At 66.1% G+C, this 15545-nt stretch carries 14 protein-coding genes; 6 read left to right on the top strand and 8 right to left on the bottom strand.

The features are described from left to right. Positions 1-135 precede the first annotated feature (135 nt). The 5 genes from ACH492_RS25620 to ACH492_RS25600 form a co-directional block, all read right to left on the bottom strand. Positions 136-2364 carry a cell division protein FtsK gene (locus ACH492_RS25620; protein ID WP_398990018.1) on the bottom strand — a complete coding sequence of 743 codons (2229 nt, stop codon included), beginning with the start codon at positions 2362-2364 and terminating at the stop codon, positions 136-138. A 95-nt stretch (positions 2365-2459) separates the two neighbouring features. Then, positions 2460-2702, bottom strand: coding sequence for a hypothetical protein (locus tag ACH492_RS25615; RefSeq protein ID WP_398990017.1), 243 nt, complete (start codon positions 2700-2702; stop codon positions 2460-2462). Between the two features lie 97 nt (positions 2703-2799). Then, entirely contained in the window at positions 2800-3831 is a 1032-nt protein-coding gene (locus ACH492_RS25610) for a DUF2637 domain-containing protein (protein WP_398990016.1), read from the bottom strand. Continuing rightward, positions 3828-4250: a WhiB family transcriptional regulator gene (locus tag ACH492_RS25605; protein WP_398990015.1), complete on the bottom strand. Its 423-nt coding sequence runs from the start codon at positions 4248-4250 to the stop codon at positions 3828-3830. Before ACH492_RS25605 ends, ACH492_RS25610 begins: the two co-directional genes overlap by 4 nt. Continuing rightward, positions 4250-4510: a hypothetical protein gene (locus tag ACH492_RS25600; protein ID WP_398990014.1), complete on the bottom strand. Its 261-nt coding sequence runs from the start codon at positions 4508-4510 to the stop codon at positions 4250-4252. The genes ACH492_RS25605 and ACH492_RS25600 overlap by 1 nt, the downstream gene beginning before the upstream one ends. Positions 4511-4670: 160 nt before the next feature. On the opposite strand from ACH492_RS25600, the gene ACH492_RS25595 reads away from it, so the two are divergent. After that, on the top strand, positions 4671-5024 hold the full coding sequence (locus ACH492_RS25595; protein WP_398990013.1) for a winged helix-turn-helix domain-containing protein: 354 nt from the start codon (positions 4671-4673) through the stop codon (positions 5022-5024). Positions 5025-5182: 158 nt separating this feature from the next. After that, positions 5183-6430 carry an XRE family transcriptional regulator gene (locus ACH492_RS25590; RefSeq protein WP_398990012.1) on the top strand — a complete coding sequence of 416 codons (1248 nt, stop codon included), beginning with the start codon at positions 5183-5185 and terminating at the stop codon, positions 6428-6430. A gap of 339 nt (positions 6431-6769) precedes the next feature. On the opposite strand, the gene ACH492_RS25585 is transcribed toward ACH492_RS25590, so the two are convergent. Next, on the bottom strand, positions 6770-7792 hold the full coding sequence (locus tag ACH492_RS25585) for a GTP pyrophosphokinase family protein (protein WP_398990011.1): 1023 nt from the start codon (positions 7790-7792) through the stop codon (positions 6770-6772). A gap of 574 nt (positions 7793-8366) precedes the next feature. Here ACH492_RS25585 and ACH492_RS25580 point away from each other — a divergent pair. After that, on the top strand, positions 8367-9185 hold the full coding sequence (locus tag ACH492_RS25580; protein WP_398990010.1) for a hypothetical protein: 819 nt from the start codon (positions 8367-8369) through the stop codon (positions 9183-9185). 196 nt (positions 9186-9381) lie between these two features. Here ACH492_RS25580 and ACH492_RS25575 read toward each other — a convergent pair whose 3' ends face one another. Next, the gene (locus tag ACH492_RS25575) at positions 9382-10287 is read right to left on the bottom strand and encodes a restriction endonuclease (RefSeq protein ID WP_398990009.1); all 906 of its coding nucleotides are present in this window, start codon (positions 10285-10287) and stop codon (positions 9382-9384) included. Between the two features lie 1032 nt (positions 10288-11319). Here ACH492_RS25575 and ACH492_RS25570 point away from each other — a divergent pair. After that, positions 11320-11598, top strand: a complete 279-nt coding sequence (locus ACH492_RS25570; RefSeq protein WP_398990008.1) for a hypothetical protein — start codon at positions 11320-11322, stop codon at positions 11596-11598. 167 nt (positions 11599-11765) lie between these two features. On the opposite strand, the gene ACH492_RS25565 is transcribed toward ACH492_RS25570, so the two are convergent. Beyond that, positions 11766-12089, bottom strand: a complete 324-nt coding sequence (locus ACH492_RS25565; RefSeq protein ID WP_398990007.1) for a VOC family protein — start codon at positions 12087-12089, stop codon at positions 11766-11768. A 182-nt stretch (positions 12090-12271) separates the two neighbouring features. Between ACH492_RS25565 and ACH492_RS25560 the strand changes: the two genes are divergently transcribed. Both ACH492_RS25560 and ACH492_RS25555 read left to right on the top strand, forming a co-directional pair. Then, positions 12272-13204, top strand: a complete 933-nt coding sequence (locus tag ACH492_RS25560; protein ID WP_398990006.1) for a hypothetical protein — start codon at positions 12272-12274, stop codon at positions 13202-13204. A 722-nt stretch (positions 13205-13926) separates the two neighbouring features. Beyond that, complete coding sequence (locus tag ACH492_RS25555; RefSeq protein WP_398990005.1) at positions 13927-14316, top strand: TraR/DksA family transcriptional regulator; 390 nt, start codon at positions 13927-13929, stop codon at positions 14314-14316. Positions 14317-15545 lie beyond the last annotated feature (1229 nt).

Raw genomic sequence — 15545 nt, 5'->3', positions numbered from 1 at the left:
GCCTCCACGGCGGGTTTGACGGGTTTCCGCAGGTGGGCCGCTATCCGCTAGCGACCTGATCAGGTGAGGTTTGGGCCGCTATCGGGACCGCTAACGTTAGCGAGCGGCGCCGCTATCGCTAGCGGCCCCGAGCGGTCAGCTCGCCTCGCGCTTTCGGTCACGCTCCGCAATCGCTGCGACGATGTGGGCGCGCTCGAAACCCTTCTTGTTGACGGGCTTACCGTCGATGCGGCGACCGACCTGGTCGGTCTTGATGCCGTATGGCTTCAGCGCCGCGGTCAAGTGCGCGGTCTTCTCCTCCGCCTTCAGCTCCGCCCAGGTGCCGTAGACCTCGGGGCGGAATTCCGCGAGGCGGTCCACGGTGGTCTCGTTCCAGGACTTGGCTTCGTCGTCGCTGGTGACTGTGATGATGTCGGCGAGCAGGTCGACGCCGGCGGCGGGGTCGGGCGCCATGTCCTCGCCGGTGGCGTAGCCGGTGACGTTGCCGTAGGCCTCGCGCAGCTTGCGCGCCCGCAGGCTGATCTTCTCGGCACTGACGGCGTCGACTTCGGTGCCGCACACGATGGTGGGCTCGTCCATCTCGCCCGCCATCCACGCGACGCCTTTGTCGCGCTTGAACGAGAACATCGTGGCCCGGTACCCCGCGCGGTACATCGAGGTGCCGAGGATCATGTCGTTCTCCATCTGGCCCGTGACCTTGAGGGCGAAGCGCAGCACAGCGTTCGCGCTGATGCCCTTGGGGATGGAGTCCTTGTCCGGGCGCTGGGTGCCGAACATCGCGATGATGCCGAACGCCGGACCGCGGCGGACCAGGTCCTCGCCGATCTCGGTGATCTGCGCACCGTACTTCTTGTGCTCGAACGCCTTCTGGCACTCGTCCAGCGACACCACGATGGGGTGCAGGCCAAGGGACTTGTCCGACGCCAGCTCCGGCGTGACCTTGGATTCCGGGCAGCGCTTGAGCGGCAGAGACTTGATCACCTTGGCGCGGCGACCCAACTCGTCCTTCACCTCAAGCAGGCTGTCCAGGCAGTACTTGACGTCCTCGTCGTCCTCACCGGAACGCCAGCGGTGAGAGACCTTCTCCAGCGGCCGGTAGTCCGAGCCGCCCTTGAAGTCGAAGATGTACAGCCACGCCCGCGGATCGAGTGCGGCGATGAGCAGGAACAGCCGCATCAGGTACGTCTTGCCCATCCTGGGGATCGAGCCGACCACGATGGAGACGAACATCAGGGAGACGCTGACCCAGCTCATGCGCTGGTCGTTACCGAACGCCACGGGCTTGAACAAGTCGACCGAGCCGGACGCTGCGAGCGGCCATGCCGGACGCTTGGTCTCGTTCATCGGCTTGTCGCCCACCCACAGGATCAGGGTGCCCTCGTGGTCGTCCGGGTTGGGCATCGGCCACACACAGCCCAGCTTGCGCCGCAGACCGGACGCCAAGGCCTCGCGCTTGTTCATGATGTCTTCGGCGGTCACGCCGTGCGGCAGCTCGATGTCCGCGCGGTACCCGGGCCCGTCCCGGTGGATCTCCGAGGTGAAGCGGATTCCGGTGCCGTTCTTGATGGCGGCGTTCAGCTTGTCGTTGCCCAACGCGCCCAGCGCGGTCAGCACGATCGAGGCAGTGAGCTTCGGGGCCTCCGCCTTCACCACCGCGTGCTGCGCCAGCGGCGTGTCCGCTGGCGTGCCGACGACTCCGAACACACTCACCGCCATGGCTGCGGCCGCCAGTTGGGACCAGAACGGAGCGGCGAACACGAGCAGCAGAACCCCGGTCAGCACGAACGGGAACACCACCGCGGAGACCGCACCGCGCCAGCGCACGCGCCGGTCCCGCTGACGCGACAGCTTCAGGTACTCCTCCGTGCGCTCCCTGAACGCCTCGGCATGCCGCAGCGGTGCGGACTCCGCATCCGCGACCCACCGCCGCCAGCCGCGCAGGCTCCGGCTGATGCCGCGCGGCGTACGAGCGATGAGACGGCCCGCGTACGCCGGTGAGCGCACCGCGTGGAATGCAGCGATGTGCCACAGGTAGCCGAGCAGCCAGGCCGCGGCGGTATTCATCTCCCTCCAGGACCGCAGCCACGAGGGCAGCACCGGGCGCCGCTTCGCCTCGCGTGCCTGGCCCATCAGGCCCGGGTCCTTGGGCTGCGGTCCGTCGACCATGCGCGGCCGGTCGTCGTCTTGCCAGTCGGCCGACTCACGCCCGGACTGGGTGGCCGGCTCCGCTGCGGGCTCGTCGACAGTCTCGCCACGGGCGGCGCGGGCCGACTCCAGGTCGACCACGTCTCCACCAGAGTCGGGCCCGGGGCTTAACTCGGATTCCAATCGATTGAAAAGGTCGTTTTCGTCGTCGTGATTCACTGAAAGTCCCTCCCTGGGACACGGGGTTGGAAGGGGCCCGGACGGCGCTTTGGACGGCCGACCGTCCGGGCCCGCGGGGGTGGACGCTGACGAGGTCAGGTGGTGGGGCGGGGCAGAGCTCGGCAGGTCTCGGAGTGGCCCTGAGCCCATTTCTTGAGGTCGTAGCTCACGCCGACGGCGTAGGTGTAGTCGGCGTCGCAGCCGCGGCACACGGCCGCGTGCTGGCCCGGCAAGCCCCCGGCCGGCTGCGGCACGATGTCGACGGTGGCCCCCACGATGGTCAGGAACCGGTACAGCGCCTCAGCGGGCCAAGCGGTCGGAACGGTCTGGCTGGTCACAGCAGAACTCCTCGATGGACGTGGATGTAGATCGGGCGGCGCTCTGTTCCTCGGTGGTGGCGCGCGATGGGGGCGACGCAGTCTCGGTCGACCGGGCTCAGTCGCCGCCGACGGGCACCAGGCGCATGCCGTGCCGCTCCGACGACGGGGGTTGCGAGTCAGGAGCGGTCACCATCTCTTTGGCCTCGCGGATCCGCGCGCGGCACCAGGTCTCCCCGCGCCCGGACTCAGTAGCCAGTTGCCGCCAGGCGACGTCACGGCCCGCGCGCAGCTGCTCGGCGACCCACTCGCGAGCCACGTTCTGTTCTTCGGGGTCGCTCGCGCGTGCCGTGTGCGCAGCCGCTTTGCGAGCTGCGGCGACGTGCTTCGTTCGCGGCTTGGGCTCTGCCTTGACCGGCTTTGCCGCGGCAGGGGGGTTGTTGGGCGGGACCAGCGGCTCCTCCACGGACGCGCGCTCTGCCTCAGGCTCTGCGGTGGGAGCGCCTGCCGGGGCAAGCTCACCTAGCTTGAGCAGTACGCGCGTACGGCGCGACGTCTCGGACCGCCAGCGTCGGCCGTGCCGGTCGCGCAGGTCCGCGCGAGCGAGTTGCCGCTCGCGCTCGCGGGCCAACCCGTCGCTGTACGACGTGATTTCCCACAGCGTCATGCGGCGCCACAGCGCGAACGTGCTGACGGGTGCGAGCAGCCACCGCGAGCGCCGGATCCTCTCCATGCGACGGCCGGTCGCGACGCCGATCCGGACCGCGTACACGTGCGCGGCGATCTCCGAGAGAACGACCCACAGCAGCGGCATCGTGCCGTGCGCAACCTTCGCGGAGAGCGAGTGCCCGGCAGCGACGTTCAGCCAGCACGTCACCAGCGTCAGCGCCCACGGGACGAACCGCACCCACGCCAACGGCATGTTCACCCGGATCAGCAGCAGATTGGCGGCAGTGAAGACCGGGATGGCGATGTCGATGCCGACGGGAAGCATCCACGGTGTGGCGAAGCCCCACCTCGCGCCAGCAGCCGACACCGCCTCGAACGACGATGCCAGTCCCAGCGCACCAACTCCGGCCGCTGTCACGGCAACCGTGCCGAGTAGAATCTTCTCCGCCTTCGCCAGCGCCGGCACCTCGGGGCGCTTCATGCTGCCGCCCCCTTGGCCGCATCGGCGGAGCGGGGACGAGGTACCACCTGTACCACCGGGGTTGACTCGTCCGTGGGCTCCTCCGCAGCCGTCTTCCGGCTTCGCCGGTAGATTCCGAACCGCTCCTCGGGAGTGGTACCACCGCGGATCCCGAAGCGCTGGGCATGCCCGGCACTTCCCTCGCTGGCAAGGGCATCAGCCAGGCAGGCCTCCGCAACCGGGCACTGCGCACAGATCTCCCGCGCAAGGGCGGCCGTACGACGGTCGCCGCGCTCCGGGAAGAAGAGTTCAGGCTCGATCCCCTTGCAGAGCGCCGCGGCGAGGCCCGGATTGGGCGTCAGCTCGAAGCCAAGCACCCAGGCTCCGGACGGCCGCGCCGACAGGTGCCCGTTACGCGTTCCAGCGATCAGCCCATGCATCAGGCCACCGCCTTCCGACACCGCGCGGCCCTGCCGCGAAGCAGGGACCGCGCCAGGCCGGCGACGCCGGCTACCAGCTCGTCCGACTCCCCCGCCTCAAGAAGCTCCGCGAGAGCTTCCCGAGCAACGGCCAGTCGTACGCGCCGGTCCCGGCGGGATTCACCAGGTGAGCCGGCGAATAACTCGACGTCCAAGCCGAGCGACAGCTCGGCGAAGTCATGGGCCGTCACGGCCTCATGACCAGCAACGAACGCTTTCATCAATGCTCCTGTGCTTGATCGGGACAGGACTCGATGCCGCGGCCGGGTTCTCTTGGCCGGAGACGACCGCGCACGACTTAGATTGCACTAGTGCGCACTAGATCACAAGACTTGTGCGGCAGGGCGTTGCAGAGCGCTCTAGGTCGATACGCTCGGGGGCATGAGCCTTGCCGCCAACGACCCCCGGCCCAAATCCGTGCAGGCCGCCGATGAACTGCGCAGACGCATCACCGCAGGCCGGTACTCGGACGGCCGCCTGCCGCCCAGTCGGCGCCTGGCGGAAGAGTTCGGGATCGCCGGGGAGACCCTGAACAAGGCGCTGCGCATGCTGGTGACCGAAGGGCTGATCTTCTCCGCGGGCAATCGCGGGTACTTCATCGCGACCGATGAGGACGACGCCGGCGACGCTAAGCCGGATGTTGTCGAGGACATCAAGGAAATCCGCTCCCAGATTCAGGCGTTGGCCGAACGTGTGGCGCACCTTGAAGAGCGCGCCGCTTCGGGTGGTGCGTGAACTGGGGACACCATGCAGGAGGGGGCCGCCCGGCAATAAGTGACAGAGCTGGGGGCACCAGTTGAGGCACGGGGACACCGCGATGTCCCCCAGCTGTCCTCTTGCGTGTCCCCCCGGCGAGCGCGGCAGACTCGCAGTACGCACCCGAGGGAGGGCGAATGAGCGACGACAGGCCCGCATGGGCACGGCGCATCGCAGCCGAGCGAGCAGCCCGCGACTGGTCACAGCGTGACGCAGTGCGCGCCCTGCGAGCCCACGCCCCAACCGAGCTGCCGGCGGACGACAGCATGATCCGCCAGTGGAAGCGGTGGGAATCCGGCTCGCTCCCCAGCGAGTTCTACCGCCCGATCATCGCGGCACTCTTCGGCACGGTCACGCACGCGCTCTTCCCTGCTCCCGGTCGGCGCGACGGCAACAGCGAGATCCTTGCCGCGAGTGGCATGGAGACCTTGGAGATCGTCAGCCGCCTGAACCGCTCGGACGTCGACAACGCGACGCTCGATGCCTTGCGGATCACCACGGACAGACTGTGCTCGGAGTACCCGTTCATGCCGAGCGAGCAGCTTCTCATCGAGGGCCGGCAGTGGCTGCGCCGTGTCGTCGAGCTCCACTCGAAGAGCCTCACTCTGGCCCAGCACCGCGAGGTGCTTGCTCTCTCCGGCTGGCTCGCGCTCCTGGTGGGCTGCGTCGAGTACGACTCAGCCGACCGCCATGCCGCAGAGTCCACCCGGCGAGCTGCCTTGTCTTTAGCTACTGAGTCGGACCACGCAGAGATCGCGGGATGGGCGCACGAGATGCGCGCATGGTTCGCACTCACGACGGGCGACTACCGCGGCGTAATCACGGCTGCCCAGGCCGGGACGGAGACTGCCACCCACCACAGCGTCGCCGTGCAGCTGGCTGCCCAGGAGGCCAAGGCGTGGGCGCGCCTGGGCGACCGCCGCCAAGTCGAAGTCGCCCTCGACAGGGGCCGGCGCCTCCTCGAAGGCCTCCCCCACCCGGAGAACCTGGACAACCACTTCGTCGTGGACCCCGCCAAGTTCGACTTCTACGCGATGGACTGCTACCGCCTGGTCGGCGAGGACAAGCTCGCCCGCACCCTCGCGGACGAAGTCCTGCGCGCAGGAACAGACTTCGACGGCACGGAGCGCTCCCCCATGCGCAACGCAGAAGCCCGGGTCACGTTGGGCGTCACCGCGGCCCGCGAGGGCGACCTCGAACAGGCCCTAATCCACGGCGAACGCGCCCTCCAGGGCGACCGCCAATCCGTCCCCTCGCTCATCATGACCAGCCGCGAACTAGCCGCAGTCGTCCGTGATCGATACAGCCAAGAGCCCGCAGCCCTCGACTACCTGAGCCAGCTACAGGAGCTCGGGCGGACAAAGCCCGGCTTCCTCCCTGCGTAAGAATTTCCGTACGCCATCAAGGCGGCTCGCTCCGCTCGCCGCGCGCTCCCCGGCGTCACCGCCGGGGACGACGCTCGTGTTTCCGCCCCGCTCCGTCCCCGGCTACGCCGGTCGCGCGGCTGGAGCGAGACGACTTGGACAAGGTGAGAACCAGGGTCGGCACGTGGCTGGGGCGGCCGACTCCGCGGCTTTACGCAGCCACCATGGGGGCGAGCCTCGAAGATCGGGGCCCACATCGGGCTATTGCGGGCAGGTCCAGAGACTGCCCGAGTCGCGGGAAGCTTACGGGCCCCGATCTCTCGCCCCATGGCAGCTCCCGCCCAAAGCCGCTACGCCGACCTAGTCCGTTGTCGCTTGGCCCTCTTCTTCCAACTTCCGCCTTTCCGCCCTCTCTCGAGACTTACGGCTTCGATATTGAGCGAAAGAGGAATCGTGAATGTCGACTGCCGTGCGAGCTATGCCGACTCGATTGTAATAGTTCCCCTTATTTTTCGGCTTACCCTTGCTCGATACAATATGCGCGTTCTTTTCCTTGGATTCTGCTTCACTTTTCCTCTCGCGAAGTATTTGATCGACAACCGAAAGGTCAAAGTAGGTATTCGCGTGAAGCTCCGAGACAAATTCAGAAACCGCCTCGGCCGTGGAGGGTTCTCTGTCCGAAAAAATCCTCTCCAATAGGGCTTCAATTGTATCCGCGTTAACCTCTAGCTCCTGAATTTCAGGACTCTCCAGAACCTGCTCCTTAGCGAATGCAGCGGATTGCGAAGATGACCTAAAAAGGTTCTCAAACTGCCGGTCGCCGATGTACAGGAGGGCACTCAGGGCGTGAAACTCTTTCACGAGTCCCTTGGGGATGCTCTGCTCATTCTTGTAGCTCAAGTAGTGCGACATGTTCGCCCATGCGTCCATCAGGATCGTTCGCACCTGGATCTCAAACTTGAGTCTCTTGAGACCGTCGTAACGTTCACCCGCGTACCGATCGGACAGGCGGCAAATATAGTGATGGGACATGTACCCGAATGCAGATACCTCACCCTCATTAACCTTGTCCTCCTTCCCGAGAACCTCGAAGATGGATGATATGACACTGTCAACACGATCGAGGTCGTTCATGAATAGACAGACGACTCGCGCTCCGGCCAGATCCTCCGCTTCAACGAAAGGGTCAGCATACTCCTTCCTTTCGACCTTCTCCAAGAAGCTTTCGAGTTCCTTAACTCGCGCAGTGATTGAATGGAATTTAATTCCAGCTTCATTCAATTTCCTGGTCAGGCTGAACTTCAATTCCTCGCACAGCTCTGCAAAGTTTCCCCTTCTTGCCTGAAACTCTGCCGTCAGTTCTTCAGGTGTGAAAGTCCCCATGAAGGTAGCTTAGGATCCAGTCGGGGTCGGCGGTGCGGGTATTCAGAAATCGGCTGCGGAGCGATGCCCGCTAGACGTGAAGAGGCGGGCCGACGACCCAGACGATGCCCTGGACCCCTGCCCCGTCAGCTCGTCCGGTCCTGACATCCACGGCTGACATCAACGACGGCGGACTGCAGCATCCAGCGGCTGTCAGCAGCGCCTTCGCCCATGGCGGGACCAGGGGCGACGGCTATCAGATCGAACTTACAAGGCAGGTGTCGGCGGCGGCCCGGGCCCGCGTGCCAGAACGAGCGGTCAGCCACGGTCAATCGGAGCATCTGGGAGCGCAGACACCCGTCAGCAGACACGGCGTCGCTAAAACCTCTTGACCAGCAGGAAGCGTTCTCGGTCGGCGCCAGCAAAGCAGCGATCCATCTTCCCAAGCTGAGGTCTTGTTGCCTTGCTCGGGGTCGGATGGCACAGAAGGCTTCTGATTGCGCATGCGGCCGGGTGCCCAGCCTCGCAAAACCGATGGCACCGGGCTGATAGGCAACAGTAAAATGGCGCCATATAACGGCAGTTAGGGTGCGAAGTGGACTTCACCGACCAAATAGGCCGATTGGCGCGAGCGCATCAGCTTGGAGCGGAGTTGTTGGCCGACATGCAGGCTTGGGGCGGCAGTAACCCATATAGCGCCCGGGCCAGCATCGCCGAAGACCGTCTTAGCTGGGAACTGCGGCTCCAGATATCTCAGTCTCCCCGGCTTGCCGGATGGGGCTTCCGTTTCGGTGAAGCGGTCAACCACCTGCGGGCGGTCGTGGACAACTTGGTCGTGGCCATCGCGCGGCAGTCTGGTGTGACGGACGGGAAGCAGCTCAAGGCGCTCATGTTCCCCATCTGCGGCACACCCAAGGAGTGGATGAGCCGCCAAAAGGCGCTGGCCTGCTTGCCCGACTGGTGCCATGACGCTCTGGAGCAGCTTCAACCGTTCCAGCGTCTCGAGCACGGCGGCACCCTTGGTGAAGACCTGCTACTGATCCTGCGCAACCTAGACAACAGCACCAAGCACCACCTGCAGGTCAAGCCCTATCTGGCAACTCAGACCATCCAGCACGCCCCAGCGGTCGAGTTCGAAACCGAGGAAGGGGCAACCGCTAGCGTCCCGCCCGACACCGAGGTGATGGTTGCTCCGTTTGAAGATGGTGCTGTCTTGCTCCGGCATCGGACTAACGGCCGCATCAAATCCGTCCAGGGGCAGTACAACCTCACGGCTCAAGTCCAGGTCGTCTTGGCCGATGGCCGTACGTTCGGCGCCACGGAGCTGCTGGCAGCGCTGTGGGAGTACACGCGGGTCGTCATGGGCCATGTGATCGGCGCGGCCGAGCAAGCCGAAGGCAAGTCTGGGGCCTAGTGGCTCGCTCGGCCGTCTCAGTTTCCGTCTCATTCAGCCCCGTTCACGGCCGTTCAGACTAGATCAAGGGCCGGTCCGCTCCACGTGCCGACCACCCATGAACAGAGGTGAACGCCCCCGCACTAACCGCAGCAACCCACCAACAGACCTGGAAAGCGTGCCCGTCAGCGGTCTTGTCACTGAGCAGGGTCGTGGACTATTCGAAGAAATCCTCGTCGATGCGCTTCAGGGTGAATGTCTGTTCCACCTGCACCCCCACGTCATACAAGACCATGAGCTCCGCCAGCCGCGCGCCATCGATGAGGATGATCCGGTTCGGGATGCGCTCGACGTATTCACGGGCTTCCGGGCTGAACGTGCTCGTGGTGATGAAGACCCCGCGGTCAGCCTGCACCCCGTGAAGGGCCCCGACGAACGCTTGCACGCTCGGCCGCCCGACGGCTGTTTCGGTGTACCGCTTGGCCTGCAGGTAGACCCGGTCAATGCCGAGCGGATCCTGTCGGATGATGCCATCGATACCACCATCATGTGATCGACCACGGTGTTCAACGGCGCCGGCCTGGCCCCCATAGCCCATCGCCGTAAGCAACTTGAGTACCAGATGTTCCAGAAACTCGGGCGGTTGCGCCAGAACGCGCCGCAAAATCTCGCCCTGTAGCGCTGCCGTGGACTGCGCAACCGCCGCTGACATGCTCTCCAGCGGCGTCACCTGCTCAGACACCTCAGCATCGGCAGCTGGCTCGTCGCCGTCCTGCTGCCTGGTTCGATTCCGGAACTCCTGGTACTCGGGGAAGCGCGCGAGGTAGTCGAGGTCAATCATCAGCGGTCGTTCATGGAGCACCTTCTGCCCACGGTCGCTGATCTGTACCTGTCCGCGCCGGGGACGATGCACAAGGCCAGCCTGGAAGAGGTATGTGTTCGCCCACAACACGCGGTTATCCAGCCGCTGTCGCCCGCCCGGAGTGGCCTCGACCCGGTCCTCGTCGGACAAACCGAACTCGGCCACGCACTTCTCGCGAAGCTCCCGCCAGTGCCTGGGCTCACCGTCGCCCAAGTGGCGCAAAATCGGCAGCATGAACTGGTGGAACTTGGGAACTGCCACGCCCGACCCCCAACTGCACTGCGATGACAATGAGTCACTCATGTTGACAGAAGGGAAGGTGGACAACCACCGCGTCGGCACTCTGTCGACGGCGGCCTTCGAGACAGACCAGCCCGGCAGACCTCGACGACGGTCAAGAGGGGCCGTGCTCGCGACCGCCCCAGGCGATCGGACACCGACTACCGCACCAGATAGGGCGGGGAGCACTGGTCAATCACGGTCACTAGAGCGGGCCCAGCGCATAGCCCATTTCCGACTGTTGCCAAGGTCAGCGGGTGTTTCAGCCCCAACGGCCGGTGATTCCCAAGCTCAGACGCCGGGTCGTAGGATTCGACCTCACCCCAATGTGAGAAGGCGTCTTGGCAAGCTCGATAGACCCCGCACTCAAGGCTGCTCTCAGAGAGTTGAGGCGGGTGCGGTCGCTGAAGCCGGACGAAGTCGACTGGGCCGCGTACGCGGCCTGGCGGGAGCAAATCGCTGCGGTGCTGGAGTCGCTGGCCAGCCTCCTACTGTACGAGAGCGATCAGCTTCAAGCGCGGACTGCAGCCAAGGCGGCCCGGGAACAGGCAACGGTGATCCGAGCCCGGCACACGCCAGATTGAAGAGCGTGTTGAGGGCGGCACCGGTGGGTCACGCTCCCTCCCGCACTCCCGCGGCATTCAACCGGAGTAGGCCGGAATCCTGCCCTCCGGTGGATGGGCGGTAGCGAAGGCTGCGGTGTATCCCTCTTGAGCCCCTAAGCAGCAGGTCAGGGCCGTGGCTACCCAGAACAGGACCACTCTCTTCTAAGCGCTTGGCCGCAGGTTCGAGTCCTGCCGGGGGCGCTCTTCCCGACCGGTGTACGGCCCTCCCCCGCGGAGGGCTTTTTTGCAGGTCAGGGCAGTGTAGCGAGACTGGCGTAGCCGGGGCGTAAGCAGCGGACCCACCCCGAGTGATCACGGAGTGGGTCCGGCGGCGTCCGGTTGGTACCGGGGTTTCTGCGGTTCGCTCTGTCGATTACGTGTCGAAGTTCTGCGGGACGGCTCAGTTCCCGTGGAGCAGGTCGGGGAGGTCTCCTCCGGCCTCGATGCGCTTCTGGTGATCCTTGAGCTGTCCCGAGTGCAGCGGGCGTACGTGCGCGGAGAGCAGCACTGGGACCCTGTTGCCCGCCCAGAATGGGCGCTCAAGAGCGACCGGCAGTCGCTGCCTTCGCTCCTCATGGTCAGCCAGGAAGTGGCCGCGATCGTCAATCGCGACTACGCCAAGGAATCAGCAGGCCGCGACTACTTGGATCGCCCGAACGCGCTCACGCGCACGGACAGGGCTTCCTGAACCCCCACCCCGCGCTCGCGTATTCAGCACGCCTTGACTCAGTCATCAGGACTCCGCCGAGGCCGGGCATGCCTCTCCCGCTCGCGTCTGGCTCGATCGCATAGTTTGCTGATCACTCGGGTGGCGTGGCTTCGCCCTGCCAGAAGTTCCACTGGTACCCCCAGGGGTCAGTGATGGTGAAGGTCCGCGGCCCGTAGGGCTGGTCCACCGGGGGGAGCCACCTCGGTGTCGGCTGCGGCACGAACCCGCTCAAAGTGTGCTTCGACGTCGTCGACATGCACGATGAGGATGGCGTTCTTCCCGTCGTCGCTCGTACCGCCGCCGCTGATCCCGATCTTCGCCGGACCGGCATAGATATCGGCCTCGAACGTCCGCCCCGAGTCGTCGCGCCAGCGGACCGCGCCGGTAAAGCCCAAGACCCGCTCCATCCAGTCCAGCGCGGCATCTGCGTCGTCGTACCGCAGGTAGGGAGAGACGCTTTCGATCGCCATCCGATGCTCCTTCGGATCTGGGGAACCGACATCATCATCTGCCCCAGAGCCACGACTGACCAGCCCAGCAGACCTCAGCACCGCCCGCCGGTATTCCACATCGCGTGACGTTTCTTGATCGGTTTGCGCTGTCTTCAGCGGGGCCGGTACGGCCGGTCCACGGAATCAAGGAAGGAGCGCATGTGCGCTTCACACACGCTGCGTTGACAGTCGGGCTTGCGGTTACGACAAGCCTGTCACTGGCGGGGACCGCCAGCGCGAGGGGAACAGTGGAGGCGGGCCGGATCACCGCCACGGACTACTCTGCAGGGTCGCCCGCCACCGTCGCGCTGGACCCGGCGACCGGCTCCGTCACCACCACGTTCGCCCAGGCCGCCGAGGACGGGGTCCTCTCGCCCAAGGGCTCCCGGGTGGCGTACATCCAACGCCGGGACACGTGCATACCGCAGGACGAGGGCTGCATGTACGCCCGCGACCTGGTGATCGCCGACGCCGACGGCAGTGACCGGCGCGTCCTGGCCGAGGGCGTCCAGCCCGAAGACGCCACCGCGCCGTACGTCGGACACCCTGACTGGTCCCCGAGCGGTAAGCGGATCGTCTACGACAGCCCACGCGGCCTGGAGTGGATCGCCACGGACGGCACCGGTGCTGAGGTGCTCACCTTCGGCAGCCGCGGCACGTTCTCCCCGGACGGCCGAAGCATCGCCTTCCTGAAGGCCACCTCGTACGAGACGCCTAACGGCTGGGAGTACGGCTCCGACATCTACATCCTGGACCTGGCCACCCGCGAGGTCCGCGCCCTCACAACCGACCACCAGGCATTGTCGACGCCGGTCGATTGGTCCCCCGACGGACAGCGCGTCGTCCACTCCACCGGGCACGGTCTGCGCATCACGGACGTGGCGACCGGCGCCGCCACCGAGCCGCAGTGGCCAATGCCCCTCTCCGGCATCCAGAACCCGGTCTTCTCCCCCGACGGCAACCGGATCGCCTTCACCGCCGTCGACGACTTCGCCGGCACAAACGGCGCCTATGTCGTCGACGCCGCCGACGGTGGGAACCTCCGGGTGCTCACCGACCGTCCCGTGACCCTCACGGACTGGCTGGCCAACTAGGACCGCAGGACCCCGCCCCGCCGGGCTTCGGCGGCCGTCCGTCCATGTGGGCGTACGGCCGCCACCTCCGGCGCGCAAGAGCATCCGCCACTTATGACCGAAGGCGATCGCTACCGCGCCCGGGCGACCAGCCCGGCAGACCTCAGCAACCGCCCCACCGGTGGTTGGCGTCGAGAGGAACAGTCAGTGCCACGGGCGTGCCAGAAGGGGCGGGAAGCCTCGGGGAATCCGGGCGTCTGACGGTTGCTCAGGTCAGGACCGGCCTGGGCAGGGAGCGCGCAGGTCAGCAAACACGCGGCCCAACCTCGCTCCTTAAGGCGGGGATCTCTCACCGTTCTGCCGTACACCGGTGCATGCCACGAGCGCGGAGCCGTCCTCAGTGAGGAAGAGCATGAAGACCCATGCCCCGTCGGCAGCTTTGACCTGGCCGAGGCGCACCGGTTGGTCATGCCGGCCGAGGAGCTGCACCGCTCGTTCCAGGCCTAGAGTCTCAATTCCCTATACGGCGCGTGTGCCGAAGCCGACGCCCATGGGTCCCGGCGAGCGATTCGGTGGAAGTCACCAGCCAGTCGCAGCGGCACGATCGACCGGTCTGACACACCTATTCAGCGACCGGCGGCCACTCGCGAGAACCCGCACGTCACAGGCCATGGACCGGATTCTCGGCACCCCAGGCGCGGGGTGCGCGGAATGCGAACCGAGGTGCTGACGTTGGCATATTGGTGAGCGATTCGTCCCCGGATGCCGACTTCCCCCCGCCCGGGCGTGAGTCCGTCCGCGAGCGACTGGCGGCCGAACGTGCCGGCACCAGCGCCCAGATCGCGGCATTGAGCCGTGACTTCGACGGGATCGTCGAGGCGAATGCCCTGGTGGCGATCGACGACGAGCACGACCCGGAGGGGGCGAGCACTGCCTTTGAGCGGGCCCATGTCGCCGCGTTGCTGGCACAGGCGCGCGACCACCTGGCCGATCTGGATCGGGCGCTGGAACGGCTGGAGCACGGCGACTACGGGCGGTGCGAGGAATGCGGCGAGCCGATCCCGGCGGAACGTCTGGAGGTGCGCCCGGCGGCGAGCACCTGCGTACGCTGTGCCGCGGCCCGCCCCCGCTGACGGGGCGGGCGTAGGGCCACCCGGCCTCGATGACCGCCTTCAGGTCCGAGATACGCCCCCGGGCAACCCGCGCGCGAGACCGGACCTGCCGCTCCCCGCAACCTGTGTCGGCGGCGCTCCGTCGTTGAACCACGTCGTGATGTAGGCCCAGGACCTGGTCGGCGAGCCGCTCGGCGCACGTCTTCTAGTACGGCGTGGGCGTCTTCGTCGTCGTCGGCTTCTTCGTCGGCTTCTTCGTCGGCTTCTTCGTCAGCGCGAGCTGCGCACTTCCCGCCGTCAGCGCCTCATCCTGCTCCGAGGTCACTGAAGGATGGTTGGCAGCCACTCCCTGCGCCATCACCGCTGGCGCGAGTGTCAGGGTTGCCGCTGCGACCATGGGGCTCAGGGCTAGTGCGAGATATCTTGTCGCGCGCCTAGTTGTCCCATTTCCCGGAGAGAGGTGTGCGCAGAGGGCACTCGTCTTGGTCGGGTGAGATCGCGATGCCGCAGTGGAGCAGGCTGGAATGCTCCACGAGCAAGAGTGAGGCGCCATTGCGACCGTTGCATTCTGCCGTGGCGCCAGCTGCTCGGCTTGGCGCGCCCCTGGCAGGGGCGCCAGCAATTCGACCGTATCGAGCCGTGGGTGACGTGTCCACTTTTGGGCTAGTCTCCGGAATTTGGCAGTAGGCGCACGGGGGGACTTGGTAGCGCGCCGCCGCAGCGCCTCGAACCCCGGCAGCGTCCCCCGGCTCCACCTCGAACCCGCCGAGGCGACGGCGCGGCCGAGTTGACCAGCATGAACCAGCCGCCGCTGCCCGCGAGGAGGTTGTGTCCGGCGGCAGTGAGTGCACCTCCCGCAAGTCCCGCCCCAACGGCGAGCGTCACCACCGGCCTTGGTCGAGTCGGCGTGACAGGAGTGGCATGCGCCCCCATCGGGCGTTCGGTCCCGAACATGCCCGAGGGCTCCCCATAGCCGGTGCGGGCGATTCGTCGTGCGGAACCTTCCGTTCGCATTGAGAAGCAACGCAAAGAGCACGATCGACGTCTTGATCAACGGCAAGAGTCGGAACGGGTGTCTGCAGGCACCCTCCAGACCCCGTAGGCAGCGAAGCGGGGGTGTCGGCAGAGGTTTCCGCCCTCTCGTACCGGTCATCTATACACTGCATGTATAGATGCTGTGTATAGTCGCTGCCTCATCAAGTCCTCTGCAACGAACACTCCCTTCTGACCGGTTCGCTCACGAACTCTCA

Origin of the sequence: Streptomyces sp. NPDC019443, from assembly GCF_044389785.1 — a bacterium.
In the GTDB taxonomy this organism is placed as follows: Bacteria; Actinomycetota; Actinomycetes; order Streptomycetales; family Streptomycetaceae; genus Streptomyces.
This window is presented reverse-complemented; position numbering and strand designations above follow the sequence as displayed.

Excerpts from the sequence above, each read along its gene's own strand:
- ACH492_RS25595 (WP_398990013.1), top strand. The coding sequence starts at position 4,671 with ATGAGCCTTGCCGCCAACGACCCCCGGCCCAAATCCGTGCAGGCCGCC.
- ACH492_RS25610 (WP_398990016.1), bottom strand. The coding sequence starts at position 3,831 with ATGAAGCGCCCCGAGGTGCCGGCGCTGGCGAAGGCGGAGAAGATTCTA.
- ACH492_RS25585 (WP_398990011.1), bottom strand. The coding sequence starts at position 7,792 with ATGGGGACTTTCACACCTGAAGAACTGACGGCAGAGTTTCAGGCAAGA.
- ACH492_RS25605 (WP_398990015.1), bottom strand. The coding sequence starts at position 4,250 with ATGCATGGGCTGATCGCTGGAACGCGTAACGGGCACCTGTCGGCGCGG.
- ACH492_RS25565 (WP_398990007.1), bottom strand. The coding sequence starts at position 12,089 with ATGGCGATCGAAAGCGTCTCTCCCTACCTGCGGTACGACGACGCAGAT.
- ACH492_RS25590 (WP_398990012.1), top strand. The coding sequence starts at position 5,183 with ATGAGCGACGACAGGCCCGCATGGGCACGGCGCATCGCAGCCGAGCGA.
- ACH492_RS25600 (WP_398990014.1), bottom strand. The coding sequence starts at position 4,510 with ATGAAAGCGTTCGTTGCTGGTCATGAGGCCGTGACGGCCCATGACTTC.